Origin of the sequence: Rhodococcus sp. NCIMB 12038 (assembly GCF_002165735.1) — a bacterium.
Lineage (GTDB): Bacteria > Actinomycetota > Actinomycetes > Mycobacteriales > Mycobacteriaceae > Rhodococcus_F.
Map to the genome: position 1 here is coordinate 38,472 of NZ_NHML01000019.1, position 17,561 is coordinate 56,032.

The 17,561-nt window shown below is 66.6% G+C and carries 6 protein-coding genes; 3 read left to right on the forward strand and 3 right to left on the reverse strand.

Annotation, left to right across the window (positions count from 1 at the left end; translation table 11 throughout):
* Positions 1-95 precede the first annotated feature (95 nt).
* Both CA951_RS26740 and CA951_RS26745 read left to right on the forward strand, forming a co-directional pair.
* Entirely contained in the window at positions 96-1,097 is a 1,002-nt protein-coding gene (locus CA951_RS26740) for a Coenzyme F420 hydrogenase/dehydrogenase, beta subunit C-terminal domain (RefSeq protein WP_256974094.1), read from the forward strand.
* A complete protein-coding gene (locus CA951_RS26745) occupies positions 1,019-2,398 on the forward strand; it encodes a lipopolysaccharide biosynthesis protein (protein WP_256974095.1) in 1,380 nt (459 codons plus the stop codon). The genes CA951_RS26740 and CA951_RS26745 overlap by 79 nt, the downstream gene beginning before the upstream one ends.
* On the opposite strand, the gene CA951_RS26750 is transcribed toward CA951_RS26745, so the two are convergent.
* From CA951_RS26750 to CA951_RS26760, 3 genes are read right to left on the reverse strand one after another with little or no spacing between them, the layout of a single operon-like run.
* Entirely contained in the window at positions 2,383-3,498 is a 1,116-nt protein-coding gene (locus CA951_RS26750; protein ID WP_087559708.1) for a polysaccharide pyruvyl transferase family protein, read from the reverse strand. The two genes, CA951_RS26745 and CA951_RS26750, sit on opposite strands and share 16 nt — an antisense overlap.
* On the reverse strand, positions 3,495-4,460 hold the full coding sequence (locus tag CA951_RS26755; protein WP_087559709.1) for a glycosyltransferase family 2 protein: 966 nt from the start codon (positions 4,458-4,460) through the stop codon (positions 3,495-3,497). The genes CA951_RS26750 and CA951_RS26755 overlap by 4 nt, the downstream gene beginning before the upstream one ends.
* A 51-nt stretch (positions 4,461-4,511) precedes the next feature.
* The gene (locus CA951_RS26760; protein WP_087559710.1) at positions 4,512-6,344 is read right to left on the reverse strand and encodes a DUF4012 domain-containing protein; all 1,833 of its coding nucleotides are present in this window, start codon (positions 6,342-6,344) and stop codon (positions 4,512-4,514) included.
* Positions 6,345-6,750: 406 nt separating this feature from the next.
* Between CA951_RS26760 and CA951_RS26765 the strand changes: the two genes are divergently transcribed.
* On the forward strand, positions 6,751-17,544 hold the full coding sequence (locus CA951_RS26765; protein WP_087559711.1) for a non-ribosomal peptide synthetase: 10,794 nt from the start codon (positions 6,751-6,753) through the stop codon (positions 17,542-17,544).
* Positions 17,545-17,561: the final 17 nt, after the last annotated feature.

Genomic DNA, 17,561 nt, shown 5'->3' on the forward strand with positions numbered 1-17,561 from the left:
ACGGATTCATACGTCCCCGTATCAGTTCGTCCGATTCTCCGGAGGCCGACCCGACGGCCCTGGGGGAGTTCCGTCAATCGTGTCCCGGTATTTCCGTGCAGGCACAGCGTCCGGCCGAGTCCACACGTCACGACTTCTTGGGCCCGATCGTGTCGATATGGGAGGCCCACGCACTCGACGAAGACCTCCGATTCAAGGGAAGCAGTGGTGGCACCCTCACGGCTCTCAACGAATGGTTGCTCGCCACCGGGCAGATCGACAGCGTGGTTGTTGCCGCCGCGTCCGCGTCGGAACCTGAGAGGACCGAATCGAGCGCCGTTCGGACAGGATCGGACGTCGTCCGGGCCGCAGGGTCACGGTACGCACCCACAGCGAATGCGTCGGTGGCGGATATCGACAATCCAGGATCAGCCGTCGTCGGGAAGCCCTGCGAGATAGCCGCGCTGAGAGCACTTGCGAAGTCCCGCGATCAACAGCCTCCACTGCTGCTTTCCTTCTTCTGCGCGGGTGTACCGAGTCAGCACGCGACCGACTCCTTGATCCGCGAACTCGGTGTGGACGAGGACACCGAGTTGGCGGCAGTGCGATATCGAGGACACGGCTGGCCAGGCGACTTCTACGCGGAGGATGCGCAGGGCAACTCGGTTCGGACGTCGTATGACGACTCGTGGGGGAAGCATCTCGGGCCGGCGGTCCAGCAGCGTTGCAAGCTGTGCCCGGACGGCGTGGGTGAAAGCGCGGACATCTCTGCCGGTGACTTCTGGCGAGCGGACGCGAAGGGTTACCCCGACTTCACCGAACAGGATGGGCTCAGCGTCCTGATCGCGAGGACCAGGCGGGGAGAGGACGTCATTCGGCGCGCCGCTCAGGACGGCGTGATCTCGGTCCGAGCCGTCGACCCGGACGTCGTTGCGGCTGTGCAACCGTTCCAGGTGGTTCGACGCGCCACCCTGCTCGGACGTCTCGCGGGAAGCAGGCTTGCGGGACACCCGACACCTCGATATCGAGGGTTCCGCCTGTGGCGGTTGTCGTTGAACACACCCGTTCGCACCCTGCGCGCTATGGCTGGAACGTTTCGGCGGGCCAGGCGATGGTAACCGACAGCGATGTGCGGATGAAGATTTCGGCAGTGGTCCAGTCGCCGAGCATCATTGCGTTGACGCGACTGATCGTTCAGCTTTCCCCCCTGATTACTGCCCCGGTGATCGCGCGCGAATTGGGACCCGCAGGGCGAGGGCTTTATGCGGCTTGCTTCGCCGCCATGATCCTCGCACCTGTCATTTTGGGGATGGGGCTACCGCTCGCGGTGCGACGACGCGCGTCGACAGGTGCTCCTGAAGCGACACTACGGACGATATACATCGTTCTGCCGTTCCTGGTCCCCGTGGCCGTTGCGATCGGCTTCCTGATCGAACGGTATGTCATCGCCGAACTCGATCCCACCAGTGCCAGGGCATTCATTGTCGGGATGGGTTGCTCCGTCGGATTCATCGCAACACTCTGCTTTCAGAGCGTGTTGATCGGGGGCCGGCGGTACGGCGCAATTGCGCTCCTGCAGTCGACGCAACCAGTTGCGCTCACCTTCGGAGTTGCCCTCGGTTGGATACTCGGAAGCCTGACCCTGCCGTGGGTACTGACCTGCGCGGCTGCGAGCACACTACTGTCGACGCTGGTCGGGGTATACCTCACGCGAATTTCGCCGCGCGGACCGAGATCCCGTTTTCGTCCACTTGCGCGCGAGAGCGTTGCCTTCGCCGGGAGTCAAGCGGCGGAGACGGCGTCGAATACGCTTCCGCAGATCGTCGCAGTGGTTGCGATCGGAGCTCACGATGCGGGATTGTTTGCAATCGCGATAACCGTTGCGAGCTTGCCGATGACGGTGGGACACACGATTGCGTCCGTGATGTTCCGGGACGCCGCTTCCTCGGCCGGGGAGGCCAGCAGGCGCCTGTCGGCGTTGTCGATTCGTATCACCGCCCTGACCGCATTCGTGCCTGTCGTGGTGCTGGCATGCACCACGCCCGTACTCATTCCGCTCATCTTCGGTGAGGGCTTCCGGGGTTCGGTTCCGATTACGCTGATATGTCTGTGCGGATCAGTCTTTCTCACCGTGAACTATGTTGCGTCCCAGATGCTCGTGGCGCAGGACAGAGGGATGCTCATGACCGCGGCGCAGCTTGTCGGGCTGGGTCTGAGCGTCGCGTTGATGTTCGTCATAGGGCCCGTTCTGGGCGGTGCAGGCGCGGCGCTGGCGTCCGTTGTGGGCTGGCTGGTGACCACTATCGCGAGCCTGCGTGCCCTTCGGCTGAGTACCGCGTCGTTGCTATTTGACGCCAGTGACATCCGTCAGTCTTTCAACGTGGTGACCAGGGGCCACATCGATCACGGGGCTGTCTGACGGACACCGATGTCGCCGAGGGTGGCACCGAGTTCGTTCATCCTCGAATCGGTTCCGACAAGGAGTTGCCGCACCCGGTTGCGAGCCACGGTGAAGTCCGTCGAGTCGATGAGCGCCAGTGTCTCGCGTGCGGGATCCGGTGTCGTCCTGAGGTCGACGTGCGTATGCCATCCCAGCGCATCCATCAGAGGCGCGAACTTGCGAGAGTATGCCCAGGGAATCGCCGGCGTACCCACGGACAACGAGTTGAGGCAGGCGTGCATGCGCGCGCCGATGACAACGTTCGCCGTGGCGAGAATGCCGCGGACTGTGGTCAAAGAGTCCGGAACGAGGATCTCGACCGAGTTCCCGAACTGCCTCCCGAGTTCTCGGACTGCTGGTACATCGTTATCTGTCACCGTCGAATCGAGTACGTGTGCAAGCAAAGCGACCCGGCGATCGCGTTGCAGCAGCCCATCGATCAGGGCTGTGACGGATCGACGGTAACTTTCGTGGTCGACGTGCGGATTTTCGCACCAGAGGAGCCCCGAGACGTTGATCACGACGTCCCGTTCGATCGGGCCGGTGTGATCTGGACGCGGCAGCGCGAATACCAGGTCTGTCGACTCGGAGGCCGACCGCCGTCCCAGCTGTTTCGCATACTCGACGCTGACTGGATCGCGGGCGAACACGCTGGTGGCCTGTTGAAGGGATCTCGCCGCGATCATCCGTCCGAGCGTGCTGTCGAAAGGGCCGATCGTCTGCGGCATGAGGATGACAGGGACGCCCGCCCGGGCGGCGGTACGCTGTACATAGGCCATCAAGATGAGGCGTCGCAAGCCGTAGATGTCCGTGAAGCTGTCGCCTGCGCCGGTATCCAAAATCATGTCGTATCGGGAGAGTTCCCGTTTGATCGGTCCGCGTGAACGGAAGACGTCACGGAGTACGCTGCGCTTGCTGAGCGGGGTATCTGGACTGTCCTGGGTATGGAAGGTCAGTTCGGCCTTCGGCCATCTCCGTTCGACAATCGACTCTGTTCCCTCCGCCAGAGCACGGAGGCCGAGATTCGTGGAAGTCCGATCGGCCCAGAGCACGAGGATTCGCGGATTCGGTGAGGTCATGGTGCCGCCTCACCGATTCTGCTGGACTGCGTGAGTAGTGAGCGGGAATACCAGAGGAACTTGTGTGACTCGGACCGCCACAGTTCGGACCGCTCCGGTGCGCCGAGCGATCTCACGTAGAACGCAACCGATCTCGACAGAAGGCCCGCAACGACGAAGCCCTTCCACGCGACACTCTGCACCCGGTTCCGGGCCATCTTCCACTTGTACAGATCGTAAAGATTGATCACCCAGGCAGGATTCGGCCGTCTCGATGCGGTGGCGCCCGTACTGCCCCCGACCGCGTGGGTTCCTGTTTGTTCGGCGCTCATGACGATCCGCATGCCGTGTTGGTGGGTGCGAAGACAGAACTCCAGGTCTTCCGCGTACATGAACCATCGTTCGGTGAGCCCGCCCAATTCGTCCCACGTCTGCTTGCGAACCATCATGCAGGCTCCGGATACCCAGTCCAGCTCGCGCGTCGCGAAATCGTGGGTGTGGAGAAGATACAGACCTTCGAAGCGAGGATGCTTGTGCGACAGTCGTGACAGGCCCGAAAAGTGGTTGAACACGCTGACGGCGTCGGGTCTCCTGCCGCCTTCGCGGATCTCGAGGCGTCCTGCCGGTTGACTGAGTGTCGGCGCGACGATTCCGACATCCGGCGATCCGTCGAAGATGGCCGCCAGGGCGAGCACGTCTCGAGGGGAGACGCGGGCATCGGGATTGAGCAGGAGTATTGCCCGCCCCTGTGCATGACGCGCTGCGCGGTTCACGCCACGGGCGAAACCCACGTTCTCCTCGTTCCGAACGATGACCGCGTCCGGTGCCGCCTCGGCGAGAACGGCGAGAGTGCTGTCCGCGGAGGCATTGTCCAGCACGATGAGTTCGATTCCGTCCTGCCGGGACAGCGGGCGAACACAATCGCCGATGACGGCCTCGCTGTTGTACGTGACGATGATCACGGAAACCTGCGTTTCGCTCATTGCTGTCCTTCGATTCGTGCGTGGCTGAAACATGGCCGACGAGCGGAAGGGTCACTCACCGCACACTGGCGCATTGACCGTCACCTTCGGATCATCGACGAGTGGCTGGACCGGCACCCGTGCCTCACCCGGTGCGGTGGGCTCGTTCAGTTCGTATCGCAGTTCGACGGTTGCGCCCTTCGGGATGGTGACGGGGACCGTGAAGACGGGGTGGCCCAGTTCTTTTCCCTGGATGGCGAACGACTGCTTGCCGTCGATGCTTGCCTTCGTCAGGGTCGCGCCGTTGGTCGACAGTAGCGAGACCATGGCGACGTTGGTGCCGTACGGCAGGGGCTTGTCTTTGAACGTGCCTGCGACGATGCGAGGAAAATTGCTGTCCGGGGTGTTGTTGGTCAGTCGCACGGTGACTGTTGACGTGCGGGTGTCGCCCGTGCAGTCGGCGGCGGTGTAGTCGATCTCGCGGTCGAGGTAGTAGTCCAGCTTGTTGCCGCCGTTGTTGTTGATGACGACGCCGGCGTAGGGGGCGGAATCTTCGGGCACCGTGTATCCCAGTGTGGTGTCGGCGAGAATTGCCTGCTCTTCCGGGTGGGAACTCCAGACCGCGATGCGGCGCTCCCCGGCTGCTCGACCGACCGCGTCGAGCAGTCGCTGAGGGGATTCGATCTTGCCGGTCATCTTCTCGACGACCTTGCCGGCGATGGTCTGCAGGTATTCCTTGCGTTCGGCGTTGTCTTCGGTGTAGTTGGCCTCGTTGGTGATGAAGCGGGTGTAGGCGGTGGATTCGGTGAGTTCGACGACGTTGCTTGCGTCGACGACCTCGCCGTCGGGCAGGGTGACCGGGCCGACGGCGGACAGCACGTAGCTCAGCGCCACCGGGTCGGTCGCGATCGCTCCGTCGACTCGTTCGCCCGACTCCTGCGCCCACATGGACTGCCAGATCTGGCCGGCGTACGGAAAGTGGGAGCTCAGGTTGCTGTTGCGGATGTCGACCGAGGGGTTGTAGTTGCCGTACATGCTCTTGTAGTCGGGACCGAGGTCGAGCGGCCGCTTGTCGTAGGTCACTTCGGTGTTCTTGCCGAGTTTCTCGATGCCCAGCTTTCCGTCGCTGGCCCGGATGACGCTGTAGCCGCCGACGAGTCCGCCGGTGCCGCGTGCCTCCGCGTTGGTCTGAAAGGCGAGGAAGTAGCTTCGAGGTCCGTCGAGCCCGAGCATCGCCGGAAGTACCTTGGCGCCGATCGTCGTGTTCTCCAGGAGTTTCGCCACGTCGTCGGTTTGATTCTGCAGTTCGGTGCGCGCATCGTCCACCAGGCCGACGTATCCGGCGCCGCGAATGGCGTGCGCCTGGGTGGCCAGGTTCCGTGCCGCGATCGACGTTTCCTGCAACGCCGGGGCGGCGTCGCGCAGCGGTTGGAGTTGCACGCTGCCGCCTTCGCCGATCAGATCCCGGGGCGACAACGCGACGCCGACGTCGACCGCGGGCGTGAGAACGTCACGAGTGAGCCCGACTACGACATCCGACATCTGCTGCGCCGACTCGAAAGGTGCTCCGAGCCCGGGGACGGCTGCGAGGGAACTCCAGGGGGCCGAGTGGAGGTTGTCCTGGGCGTCTTCGGCCCGTTCCCGGGCTTCGGCCGCCGCCCGCTGGGCACCCTCGGTGTTGCCGTCCAGCAGCGAATTCTTGGCGAGCTGCGCGTTGTCCCTCGCGCCGGTGAGGTTGTGCTGGACCTGCCAGGCCGAGAACCCGAACCATGCGAAGACAGCGACGGCGGCAACACCCACACCGATCAGTACCCGCCGTCGAACGGTGGAGCGGCGCGGTTTCGTCGGTGTCTCAGCGGGTGTCGAACCGTCGCTGTGGGAGTTGTTGGGCGACTTCGCGTCCATTCGGGTCTGCTCCTAGCTATCGAGGATAAGGTTTCTGGTCGCGTAGCTGAACTGTCGGTCGCGGGAGGGCTGCCCGGGAGGGCTGCTGATCGTGTCATGACAGCAGTTTCCGCTGTCGCCGTCCCGTTTCCGGCGAAGTTCGTGAACCTGCGGCACGCCGTATTCTCCTCTGTCCGTGTCTGTTCCGTTAGAAGAGTAAGGGTATGTGCTTTCACGTTCCTGTTCGGAGGTGGTTGGATGCAGTATTGCGAGTACGCGCGGGAGTGCTGCCGGTAACCGCCACGTGAGCGCTGCGAACGTGCTGGGACTGCGAGTAGGGTCACTGTAACGATTTCCGCTGCAACACCTATACGTATACGGCCCGCGTTCGGGCGGTTCGGCAAGTGGCAGATCGGGGGGACGGATAGTGGGCTCGGAGTTCCCGCGCAAGACTGCAGGTGAACTCGATTCACGTGCCTTCCCGCTCTCGCATGCCCAAAAGGGGTTGTGGTTCGCGCAGCAGTTGGACCCGAACGTACCCATTCTCGTCGCACAGTACGTAGAGCTTCGTGGACCTGTGGACGTCGGCGCGTTGAAGTGGGCGTCCGAGCAGGGCTCGTTCGACATCGAGTCACCCGGGGTGCGGCTCGTCGACCATGCGGGTGAGCCGTACCAGTTGGCGGACGAGACGATCGACGACGAACTCGCGTACATCGACCTGCGGTTCCACGAAGATCCGGTGGCCGAGGCGCACCGGTGGATGGACGAGCGCCGCCGCAGGCCGATGTCGGTGTACCGGGATCGGTTGATTTCCGCGACCCTGCTGCACGTCGGCGACGACCATTACTTCCTCACCACATTCGCGCACCATCTGATCCTCGACGGATACGGCGCCATGGTGCTGATGAACCGGGTGGCCGAGCTGTACTCGCATGCGGTGGAGCGCACGGAGGCTCCCGCGTCGAAGGCCGTGCCGCTGCGGGACCTGTACGAATCCGAGGATGCCTACCCGCAGTCCCGCCGATTCGAGATCGATCGAAAGTACTGGTCCGAACGGACAAGGGATCTGCCCGAGCCGTCCCGGTTGACCGACCGGGAGAGCGCCCCGTCGGCTGTGTCGCTGCTCGCTGGCGAGGTGATGGACCCGGGCGTCGTCGACGGGCTGAAAGCGCTGGCGCAGGAGTGGAATTCGTTCGAGGTGCCGATCGTGGTCGCGGCGTTCGCGGCCTTCCTCGCGCGGATGACGGGCAATTCGGATGTCGTGCTGAGTCTTCCGGTGTCGGCTCGCACCACCGCGGGCGCGCGCCGTTCGGGTGGCAGCGTGGCCAATATCGTTCCACTGCGGATCGAGGTGGATCCAAACGGAACCACACACGACCTGGTGCGTCGTGTCCAACTGGAACTGACCGGCGCGCTGCGGCACCAACGTTTCCGGTACGAAGACATACTCCACGACATGCGGTCGACGTCGCGTGTCGGCCGCGGCTTCGGTCCGATGGTCAACATCATGATGTTCCACACCGAGACGTGGTGGGGCGACGTACTCGGTGAATTGAACGTTCTCACGGCCGGTCCCGTCGACGATCTCGCGGTAGCGATCTATCCCGGTGCGGCCGGGCGGAACGTCCGCGTGGACTTCGAGGGCAACCCGGCCGTGTACGAGCGCGACGAACTCGCCGGCCACCACGCGAGATTCCTGGACTATCTGGGTGGATTCGTGGGCGCGGACGCCGACGCGTCCGTGGGTAGCCTTCCGCTGCTCGTCCATGACGAACTCGACGCGCTGGTCCCGCTCGACGGCCCTGCGTCGGTGGCCCCGCGCACCCTTCCGGACTTGTTGGATCTGACAGCGGATTCCGACGCGGTCGCAGTCCGCTGCGGCGACGTCGAGTTGACGTACCGGGCTCTGCACGAGCGATCGAATCGGCTCGCGCGCAGACTGCTCGCGCAGGGTGTCGGCGTCGGCAACCGCGTCGCGTTGATGCTGCCGCGCTCGATCGAACAGGTGGTGGCGGTGTGGGCCGTCGCGCGGTGTGGTGCGGCGTTCGTTCCGCTGGACCCGGATTATCCCGCCGAACGCATCGCGCACATGATCGAGGAATCCGGTGTCACGATTGCCGTCGCCGTCGATCCGGCGGTAGTGCCAACGGGTGTCCGCTGGGTGGACGTCGCCGACGCCCCGGGGGACGGCACACCGGTCGCCGATATGGAATTGGCACATCCCATCAGGCTGGACAACGCCGCGTACGTCATCTATACGTCCGGCTCTGTGGGTGCGCCGCGCGGAATTACGATGCCGCACCGGGGACTTGCGAATCACGCAGCGGCATTGCGACGTCTCTACGCAGCGGATTCCCGGTCGCGGGTGCTGATGTGCGCGTCGCCCTCCTACGACGCCTCGATTCACGAATTGCTGGTCGCGGTCACCTCGGGCGCCACGCTGGTGATCGCGCCGCCGCCGGTGCGCGGCGGAAAGGCCACGGCAGACCTGCTGCGCAGTGAGCGGATCACCCACTGGACCACGACACCGGCCGTCCCGGCGCAGATGGACCCGGCCGGATTGCCCGACCTCCAGGTACTCGCCGTCGCGGGTGAGGTCTGCCCGCCGGAACTGGTTTCGCGGTGGGGCGTCGGCCGCACAGTCCTGAACCTGTACGGGCCGACGGAGGTCACCGTGTGGGCCACGGCCACCGAGGCGTTGCTCCCCGGACACCGCCCCACGATCGGGCGACCGATCGAGGGAGTGTCGGCAGTCGTGCTGGACCGTTTCCTGCAACCCGTGCCGACGGGGGTGGTGGGCGAGCTGTATCTGTCCGGTCCCGGGGTGGGGCGCGGATACCTGGAGCGGCCGGGCGCGAGCGCGACACGCTTCGTCGCGAACCCGTTCACGACCGACCTGCAGCGCATGTATCGGACCGGCGATCTTGTGCGATGGTCGAAGAATCACGAGTTGGAATTCGTCGACCGCGCCGACGATCAGGTGAAGATCCGCGGATTCCGCGTCGAATTGGGCGAGATCACCGCGGTTCTCGGCCGGCATCCAGGGGTCGACACGGCGATCGCCGTGGCCCACGACCGGAACGGCGAATTGGCAGTCGACGGCTACGTTCACGGCACCGGCCTGGATCCCGACGAGGTGCTCGCCGGGGTGGCCGAGCGACTGCCGGCGTACATGGTGCCGTCCACAGTCACCGTCCTCGATGCCGTGCCGCTCACGCCGAGCGGCAAGGTCGATCGATCCGCGTTGCCGATTCCCGCACCGTACGACCGCGAGTTGCGCTACTGGACAAAGCAGCTCAGCGGTCTGCCGCCGTTGGCGCTGCCGGCGGACCGTGAAGTCTCGGGCAACGATACCGGCCTGGTTCCGTTCGCCGTGGATCTCGATTTGTACCGGCGGGTGCACGAACTGGCGGTCGCACAGGCTGTCTCGCCGTTCACGGTCGTCCACGCCGCCGTCGCGGTGTTGCTGTCCGTCGTGAGCGGTGCCGACGACCTCGCCATCGGAGCGATCCTCCCGGACGGCCACACCGGCGACGACTCCGAGCCGCTGGTGTTGCGCAGCAGACTCGATCCGCACCTGACGTTCGACGAGTTCCTGGTGGAGACGCACCGCGTCGAGCACGCCGCCCGCGCGCACCGCGAGGTGCCGTTCGCGAATGTGCTCGACGTTGCCGGGCAAGAGATTTCGTCCGGCCGCCACCCGCTCTTCCAGGTGATGCTGTCGGTGGACGCGGAGACGGAACGGGAGTTCGACGGCCTCGATCTGGTGGTGTCGCTGCGTGGTCGACTCGACAAAGACGGCGACCGGTTCGAGGGGCTGTTGCGCTACGCAGCGCACCGTTTCGCGCGGCGGACGGTGGAGCAGTGGGCCCGGCGGCTACACCGACTCTTCGTGGTGGTCGCGGAGAACCCGGGTGTCGCGCTCAGCGCGATCGACCTGCTGACACCGGAAGAGCGGGCCCTGGCCGTCGGGGGAACGGAGGATTCTGCGCACGACGTCGCGTCGCTGTCCGAGGTCTTCCGCCGGCGAGTTGCCGACACCCCGGACGCCGTCGCCGTCACGTGCGGTGGGGAGGCAGTCTCCTATGCGGAGATCGACCGCCGGTCGGCCGTTCTGGCGCGGGCGCTGAACGGCTCCGGGATCGGTGATTCGAGCATAGTCGCTGTCGGACTGTCGAATCCGGTCGACAGCGTGGTCGCCCACATTGCCGTGCTGCGGTCGGGTGCGACCTGCCTGCCGCTGAGCCCCGACCATCCGACCGAACGCATTCGGTACCTGCTGGCCGACGTGGTGCCCACCCTGTTGCTGATCAGTCGCGCCGACGCCGACGCGATTCCGCACGGCGGATACCCGACCGTCCTGCTGGACGACGTCGACTTCGGCGCACTCGACGTCCCGGTATCGGAACCGGGACCGATCCACCCGGACCGGGTCGCGTACGTGCTCTGCCCCGTGGGCTCCGAACCGGTCGCCGTGACCCACGCGAATGTTCTGGCACGCGCGCGGTCGGGCAACGACGGCGACGGCATCGTTGCCGACCTGTGGGCGCCACTCCTCGACGGCCGCACGGTCGGCCACCGCCACCACGGAGAGCGGCAATCCACCTACCTCGATGCCGGGTCTCGCGTCTATGTGCTGGACCGGGCGTTGCGCCCCGTCCCACCCGGCACGGTCGGGGAACTGTATGTGGGAGGGCAGCAGGTCGCCCGGGGATTCCACCGTCGGCCCCCGAATACTGCCGGTCGGTTCGTGGCCGACCCGTTCGTGCCGACGGGTGCGGGGGACGCCGGGGGAGTGCGGATGTACCGCACCGGGGACCGCGGGCGGTATGTCGACGGGCGATTGGAGCGGTTGCCCCGCTCTCCGGGGGACAGCAGTCTCGCACGGTGGCAGCGGGCGCTGCGCGGAGTCGGTTCGTCCTCGCCGGTGCCGACGGACCGGATGGTCGGGGGAATTGCGTCTCCGTCGGACTGCGTGCACGAATTCTCGATCGGTTCCGATCGGCACGAGGCCGCCGCACGGCTGGCGCGCGACCAGGGCGTGACGCTGTTCACGGTATTGCGAGCCAGTCTCGCAATCCTTCTCGCCCGCATCGGTGTGCACCGGGACATCGTGATCGGCGGCGAGGCGGGGCTGACGGGAGACCGCGCGAACACGGTGGCGTTGCGGACCCGCGTCACCCCTGCCATGTCGTTCCTCGAGGTCCTCGAGCAGGTCCGGGGCTTCGACGTTGCGGCGTTCCAGCACGCGGACGTGCCGTTCGAGGCACTCGCCGACCTGCTCGGCGGCGAGCGACCGCAGGTGTCACTTGCGCTCACGCCGTCGTCCGAGAACGGCACCGTTCCGACGCCGTTCGATCTGGCGTTCACGTACTCGGAGCGCTGGTCGGATCACGATCCCGCCGGAGTGGACGGTGTGGTCACCTACACGCCGTCGCTGTTCGACGCCACCACCGTCCGGTCGCTGGCCGAGCTGTTCGTGGATGTTCTGGCCGCAGGCACCGATCGCCCCGAGATCGAAGTGGGCAGCATCGGCCTCGCTGCCGGCGCCGTCCTCGACGGCGGCGAACCCTCCGCACCGAGAACTCTGTCCGACATTCTCACCGGCACCGCCCGCGACTTCCCGGACGCACACGCGCTCTCCGACGGAACGGTGACCCTCACCTACCGTGATCTCGACGCACGCTCCGATTCTCTGGCGCGTGTCCTGATCGACGCGGGTGCGCGCCCGGGCCGCGTGATCGCGCTCGCCCTGCCGCGGTCGGTTGACTTCATGATCGCGCTGTGGGCCATCGCCAAGACCGGTGCCGCGTTCGTCCCGGTGGATCCGACGCATCCGGCGGAACGTCTGGAACGGGTGCTCACCGAGGCCGACGTGTGCATCGGCGTCGGGGCGATGTCGGTGGGCGGTTCCCGGATCACGTGGCTGCCGGTCACGGCGGGCGACTATCGGAACGAGGTTCCACCGGTGTGTGTTCCGGTGCACCCGGACGAGGTGGCGTACATCATCTACACGTCGGGTTCCACCGGTACGCCCAAGGGTGTGATGGTGCCGCACCGCGGGGTGTCCTCGCTGACCGGGGAAGCGGTGCGCCGGTACCGGGTCACGCCGGATTCACGGGTACTCCACGCCTACAACCCCACGTTCGACGCCGCGCTCCTGGAGGCGCTGCTCGCGTTCGGTTCGGGTGCCTGCCTGGTGGTCGCCCCCGCCGAGGTGTACGCGGGACCGGATCTGCAGCGAGTGCTCGTGGAACACCGGGTGAGCCATTACCTTTCGACGCCGGCAGTGCTGTCGTCGCTGAGTGTCGACGGGCTCGAGCACATCGAAGTCGTCGCAGTCGGCGGTGAGGCGCTGCATCCGGATCTCGCTGCGGCGTGGAGCGACGGCCGGCGGATGCTCAACGCCTACGGGCCGACGGAGTCGACCGTCGTGGCCACCCTTGCCGCGGTCGACGGCCACGTGACCATCGGCGGGCCAATTGCCGGGACCACCGGGCGGGTCCTCGACGACCGGCTACGTCCGGTTCCCGTCGGTGCGATCGGCGAACTGTATCTGTCCGGTGCCGGGCTGGCGCGCGGCTATGTCGGCGACCCCGGGCGGTCCGCGGTGCGTTTCGTCGCGGCGGCAGGCGGTGCCCGCATGTACCGCACCGGCGACCTGGTGCATCGCCGCGCCGACCGCAACCTGCAGTTCATCGCGCGTGTGGACCGCCAGGTGAAGATTCGTGGTGTCCGCATCGAACCGGGGGAGGTGGACGCGGTGATCAGCCGGGTCGCCGAAGTCGACGGTGCGATCACGGTGGCACGCCCCAACGCGGCGGGCGCCGACGCACTGGTGTCGTACGTCGTTCCCCGCGGTTCCCTCGATGTGGAGTTGTTGCGCAAGCGACTCGAAGACGTGTTGCCGCCGTACCTGGTGCCGTCCGCCATCGTGGTGCTCGACGCGTTTCCCCTGAACCCGTCGGGCAAGATCGACGTGAAGGCGCTGCCGGCACCGGTACTCGAGTCGCGGGTCTTCCGGGCACCCGAGTCGGCGGTGCAGGAGGCCGTCGTCGCCGTGTTCGCCGAGGTCCTCGCCGTGGAGCAGGTCGGGCTCGACGACGAATTCTTCGCGCTGGGCGGCAACTCGCTGATCGCGACGCAGGCGGCCGCCCGATTGGGTGAGGCGCTGAACGCGCACGTACCGGTCCGGATGCTGTTCGAGGCATCGACGGTGGAAGCGCTGGCCGAACAGGTTGCTTCGCTGCTCGGCACGGGCAACCGTCCGGCCCTGTCACAGCGGCATCGACCGGAACACGTTCCGCTGTCGCCTGCGCAGCAGCGGATGTGGTTCCTGAGCCGCTTCGACCCGGCATCCCCGGCGTACAACATCCCGCTGGCCGTTCGGGTGACCGGAGACCTGAACGTGCCCGCGCTGCAGCAGGCGTTGCGCGACGTGTTGGAACGGCACGAATCGCTCCGGACGGTGTTCCCGGAACACGACGGCGAACCGGTGCAGGTCGTATTGCCCGCAGAACGCGTCGAACTGGACCTTTCCCCGATTGCCGTCACCGCGGACGTCGTGGACGCTCAGGTGCTCTCCGTTCTCGCCCGGGGGTTCGACGTCTCGGCCTCGGTCCCGATCCGCGCGCGGCTCCTGCACGTGAGCGAACACGAACTGATCGTGGTCGTCGTGGTGCACCACATCAGCGCGGACGGCGTCTCGATGGCACCGCTGGGCCGGGACGTGGCGACGGCGTACCTGGCGCGGACGCGGGGGGAGAGACCCGGGTGGGCGCCGCTCGAGGTGCAGTACGCCGACTTCGCGCTGTGGCAGCGGGAGGTGCTGGGTGATGAGCGTGACCCGGAGTCTCTGGCGGCGACCCAGTTCGACTACTGGACGCGCACGCTCGCGGGTATCCCCGAAGTCCTCGAACTACCGACCGACCGCCCCCGCCCCGCGGCGCGCACCCATCGGGGTGCCGCCGTGCCCGTGGCCATCGGCGCCGACACCCATCGACGTCTCGGTGAGATTGCGCAGCAGCACAATACGACGCTGTTCATGGTGGTACACGCCGCCCTGTCGGTGTTGCTGGCGCGGGTGACGGGAACCTCCGACATCGTGATCGGCACACCGGTCGCCGGCCGCGGCGAGCGGGTGCTCGACGACGTGGTCGGCATGTTCGTCAACACGCTGGTGCTGCGGACGGACGTCGATCCCGGCGCCTCCCTCCTCGACGTGCTGGAACAGGTGCGCGCGACCGATCTCGAGGCGATGGCCCACGCGGACGTGCCGTTCGAGCGTCTGGTCGAAATTCTGAATCCGGTCCGTTCGCAATCGTATTCGTCCCTCTTTCAGGTGATGCTCGCGTTCCAGAACCAGGCACCGGCGGTACTGGAACTGCCGGGTCTGACCCTCGCGCCGCTCGCGATCGACACGCAGGTCACCAAGTTCGACCTCGACTTCTCGCTCACGGACAACTACGACGCGAACGGTGCCCCCGCCGGCATCGCCGGAAGCCTCACGTACTCCACCGAACTGTTCGACACCGAGACGGCGGAACGGTTCGCGCAAGGTTTGATGCGCGTCGTCGAGGCGTTCGCAACGCAACCGCGGCAGCAGGTCTGCGACGTGCCGCTGCTGACGGGCGACGAGACCGTCCGGATGCTGACGACGTGGAACGCGACGGACGCGGCGTCGGACGCGGCGACTCTGGTGGATCTCCTCGATGCTCAGGTGGCCCGCACCCCGGGCGCGGTCGCCGTCGCGTTCGAGGACGAAGTGCTGACGTACGGCGAACTCGACGCGCGAGTCAACCGCCTCGCGAGGCTGCTCATCGCACGGGGAACGGGCCCCGACTCCCTCGTCGCGCTCATGCTCGAACGGTCGACGGAGATGATCGTCGGAATGTGTGCCGTCCTCCGCGCCGGCGGCGGCTATGTGCCGATCGACCCCGAACACCCGGCCGAGCGCATCGCGGACGTGCTGGACTCCGCGGCACCCGATCTGGTGCTCACCACCTCGTGGACCCGCGACTGCCTGCCGCCCGGCGTCGCGTACGTCGACATCGACACCGTCGACCTGTCCGGGTTCGAGGCGCACCCGATCCGCGATGCCGACCGGGTGCGCCCGCTGCGGCCGCAGAACACGGCCTACGTTCTGTTCACGTCGGGATCCACGGGCCGGCCCAAGGGGGTGACGGTCAGCCACGCCGCGATCGTGAATCAGCTGCGCTGGCTGGCCGACGAGTACGAGGTCACTGCGGACGATCGCGGAATGCTCAAGGCGCCGTACACCTTCGACGTGTCCGTGTGGGAGGTCTTCCTGCCCCTGGTCGTGGGTGCCCGACTGGTGGTGACGCGCCCGGGCGGGCATCGTGAACTCGACTATCTGGCCGGGATGATCCGCGAACACCGGATCACCATGATGCATTTCGTGCCGTCGGTGCTGGCCGCGTTCCTCGCGATGGGCGAGGGGGAGTCGCTGTCCTCGCTGCGACATCTGTACGTGGGCGGCGAGGAGATGCCGGCCGAGCTGGCGGAGGACGTGATCGCTCTGCGGCCGGGCGCAGTCCACAATACGTATGGTCCCACCGAGGCGGCGATCACCACGACCGCGTTCGAGCTGGGCGAATCCGTGGAGGCGCGGGTGCCGATCGGTGCGCCGGTGCGGAACACCCAGGCGTACGTGCTGGACGCGCGGCTGCGTCCGGTCCCGGTCGGGGTTGCCGGTGAGCTCTACCTCGGCGGCGCGCAGGTGGCGCGGGGTTATGTGGGGCGGAGCGCGCTCACCGCGGACCGCTTCGTTGCCGACCCCTTCGGGCGGCCGGGAGCCCGCCTCTACCGCACCGGTGATCGCGTGAAATGGGCCCGAACGGGTCAACTGGTGTATCTGGGCCGCACCGATCTCCAGGTCAAGCTGCGTGGACTGCGAATCGAACTGCGGGAGGTCGAAGCGGTGCTGGAGGCGGCCGCCGGTGTGTCCCGGGCAGCCGTGGCACTGGTCTCCGACGAACGGGGCGGTGATCACCTCGTCGGCTACGTCGTCGCCGAGCCGGGCCGGCAGATCGATACCCACGACGTGACGGCCTCTGCGCGGGAACGGCTCCCGTCGTACATGGTGCCGTCGCAGATCATGGTTCTGGACGAGCTGCCGTTGGCGTCGGCCGGCAAACTCGACAGGCGTGCGCTCCCGAAACCACACTTCGAACCGCGCGCCTACCGTGCCCCGAGCACGGATACCGAGATCGCGGTGGCCACCGTCTTCGGTGAATTGCTGGGCGTCGAGCGGGTGGGTGCGGACGACAACTTCTTCGAGCTGGGCGGAAACTCCCTGACGGCGGTGCGGGTGGTGAGTGCCCTCGAGGCGTCCACGGGTGTTGCGGTGTCGCTGCAGACCGTGATGACGGATCCGACGCCGAGTTCGATCGCGGCCCGCATGAGTTCCGCCGAGCCGGAACGGGACGGGGCGCTGGACGTGGTCTTCCCCATCAGGACTGCGGGGGAGGGACGCCCACTGTTCTGCATCCACCCGATCGTGGGCCTCGCCTGGTGCTACACCGGTCTGACGTCCAGGATCGATCCCGATCGGCCGATCTACGGCCTGCAGTCACCGGCCATCGCGGGCGAGGACACTCCGCCGTCGTCGATCGACGACCTCGCCGCGAGGTACGTGCAGGAGATCCGCCGGATCCAGACCGACGGTCCGTACGAACTGCTGGGCTGGTCGCTCGGCGGCGTCCTCGCGCATGCCGTCGCGGTGCAACTTCAGGCGGTGGGAGACGAGGTGGCGACCCTCGTGATGCTCGACAGCTACGCACAGCAACCGCACGCGCCGCACACCCAGGTTCCCGTGAGCGTGGGCGACCTGCTGGCGGCGATCGGGTCGGACGGTGACGTGCCGGCATCCGTCGCGGAGATGGCACCCGAATCTGCGGTGGACCTACTGGCCGCGGCGGGTGGGCCCATGGCCGTTCTCGGCCGGGACCAGATCGAGTTGCTGATCCAGAGTGCGGCGCACACCTGCGCGTTGCTGGACCGCCACACCCCGGGGGTCTTTCGCGGCGACGTCGCGTTATTCACCGCGGGTCGCGACGACCCGACGGGATCGGCGGCGGCCACGAGTTGGGCGCCCCATGTGACGGGCGCCGTCCGGAACCGTGTCGTCGACAGCGCGCACTGGCACATGACGTCACCTCGCGTGCTGCGGGTGGTCGGATCGTCGTTGAGGCGCAGATAGCTCTCGAGGCGCAGTCG

Bases quoted from the DNA above. Each gene is read 5' to 3' on its own strand.
- CA951_RS26750 (WP_087559708.1), bottom strand. From the start codon at position 3,498: ATGACCTCACCGAATCCGCGAATCCTCGTGCTCTGGGCCGATCGGACT.
- CA951_RS26760 (WP_087559710.1), bottom strand. From the start codon at position 6,344: ATGGACGCGAAGTCGCCCAACAACTCCCACAGCGACGGTTCGACACCC.
- CA951_RS26755 (WP_087559709.1), bottom strand. From the start codon at position 4,460: ATGAGCGAAACGCAGGTTTCCGTGATCATCGTCACGTACAACAGCGAG.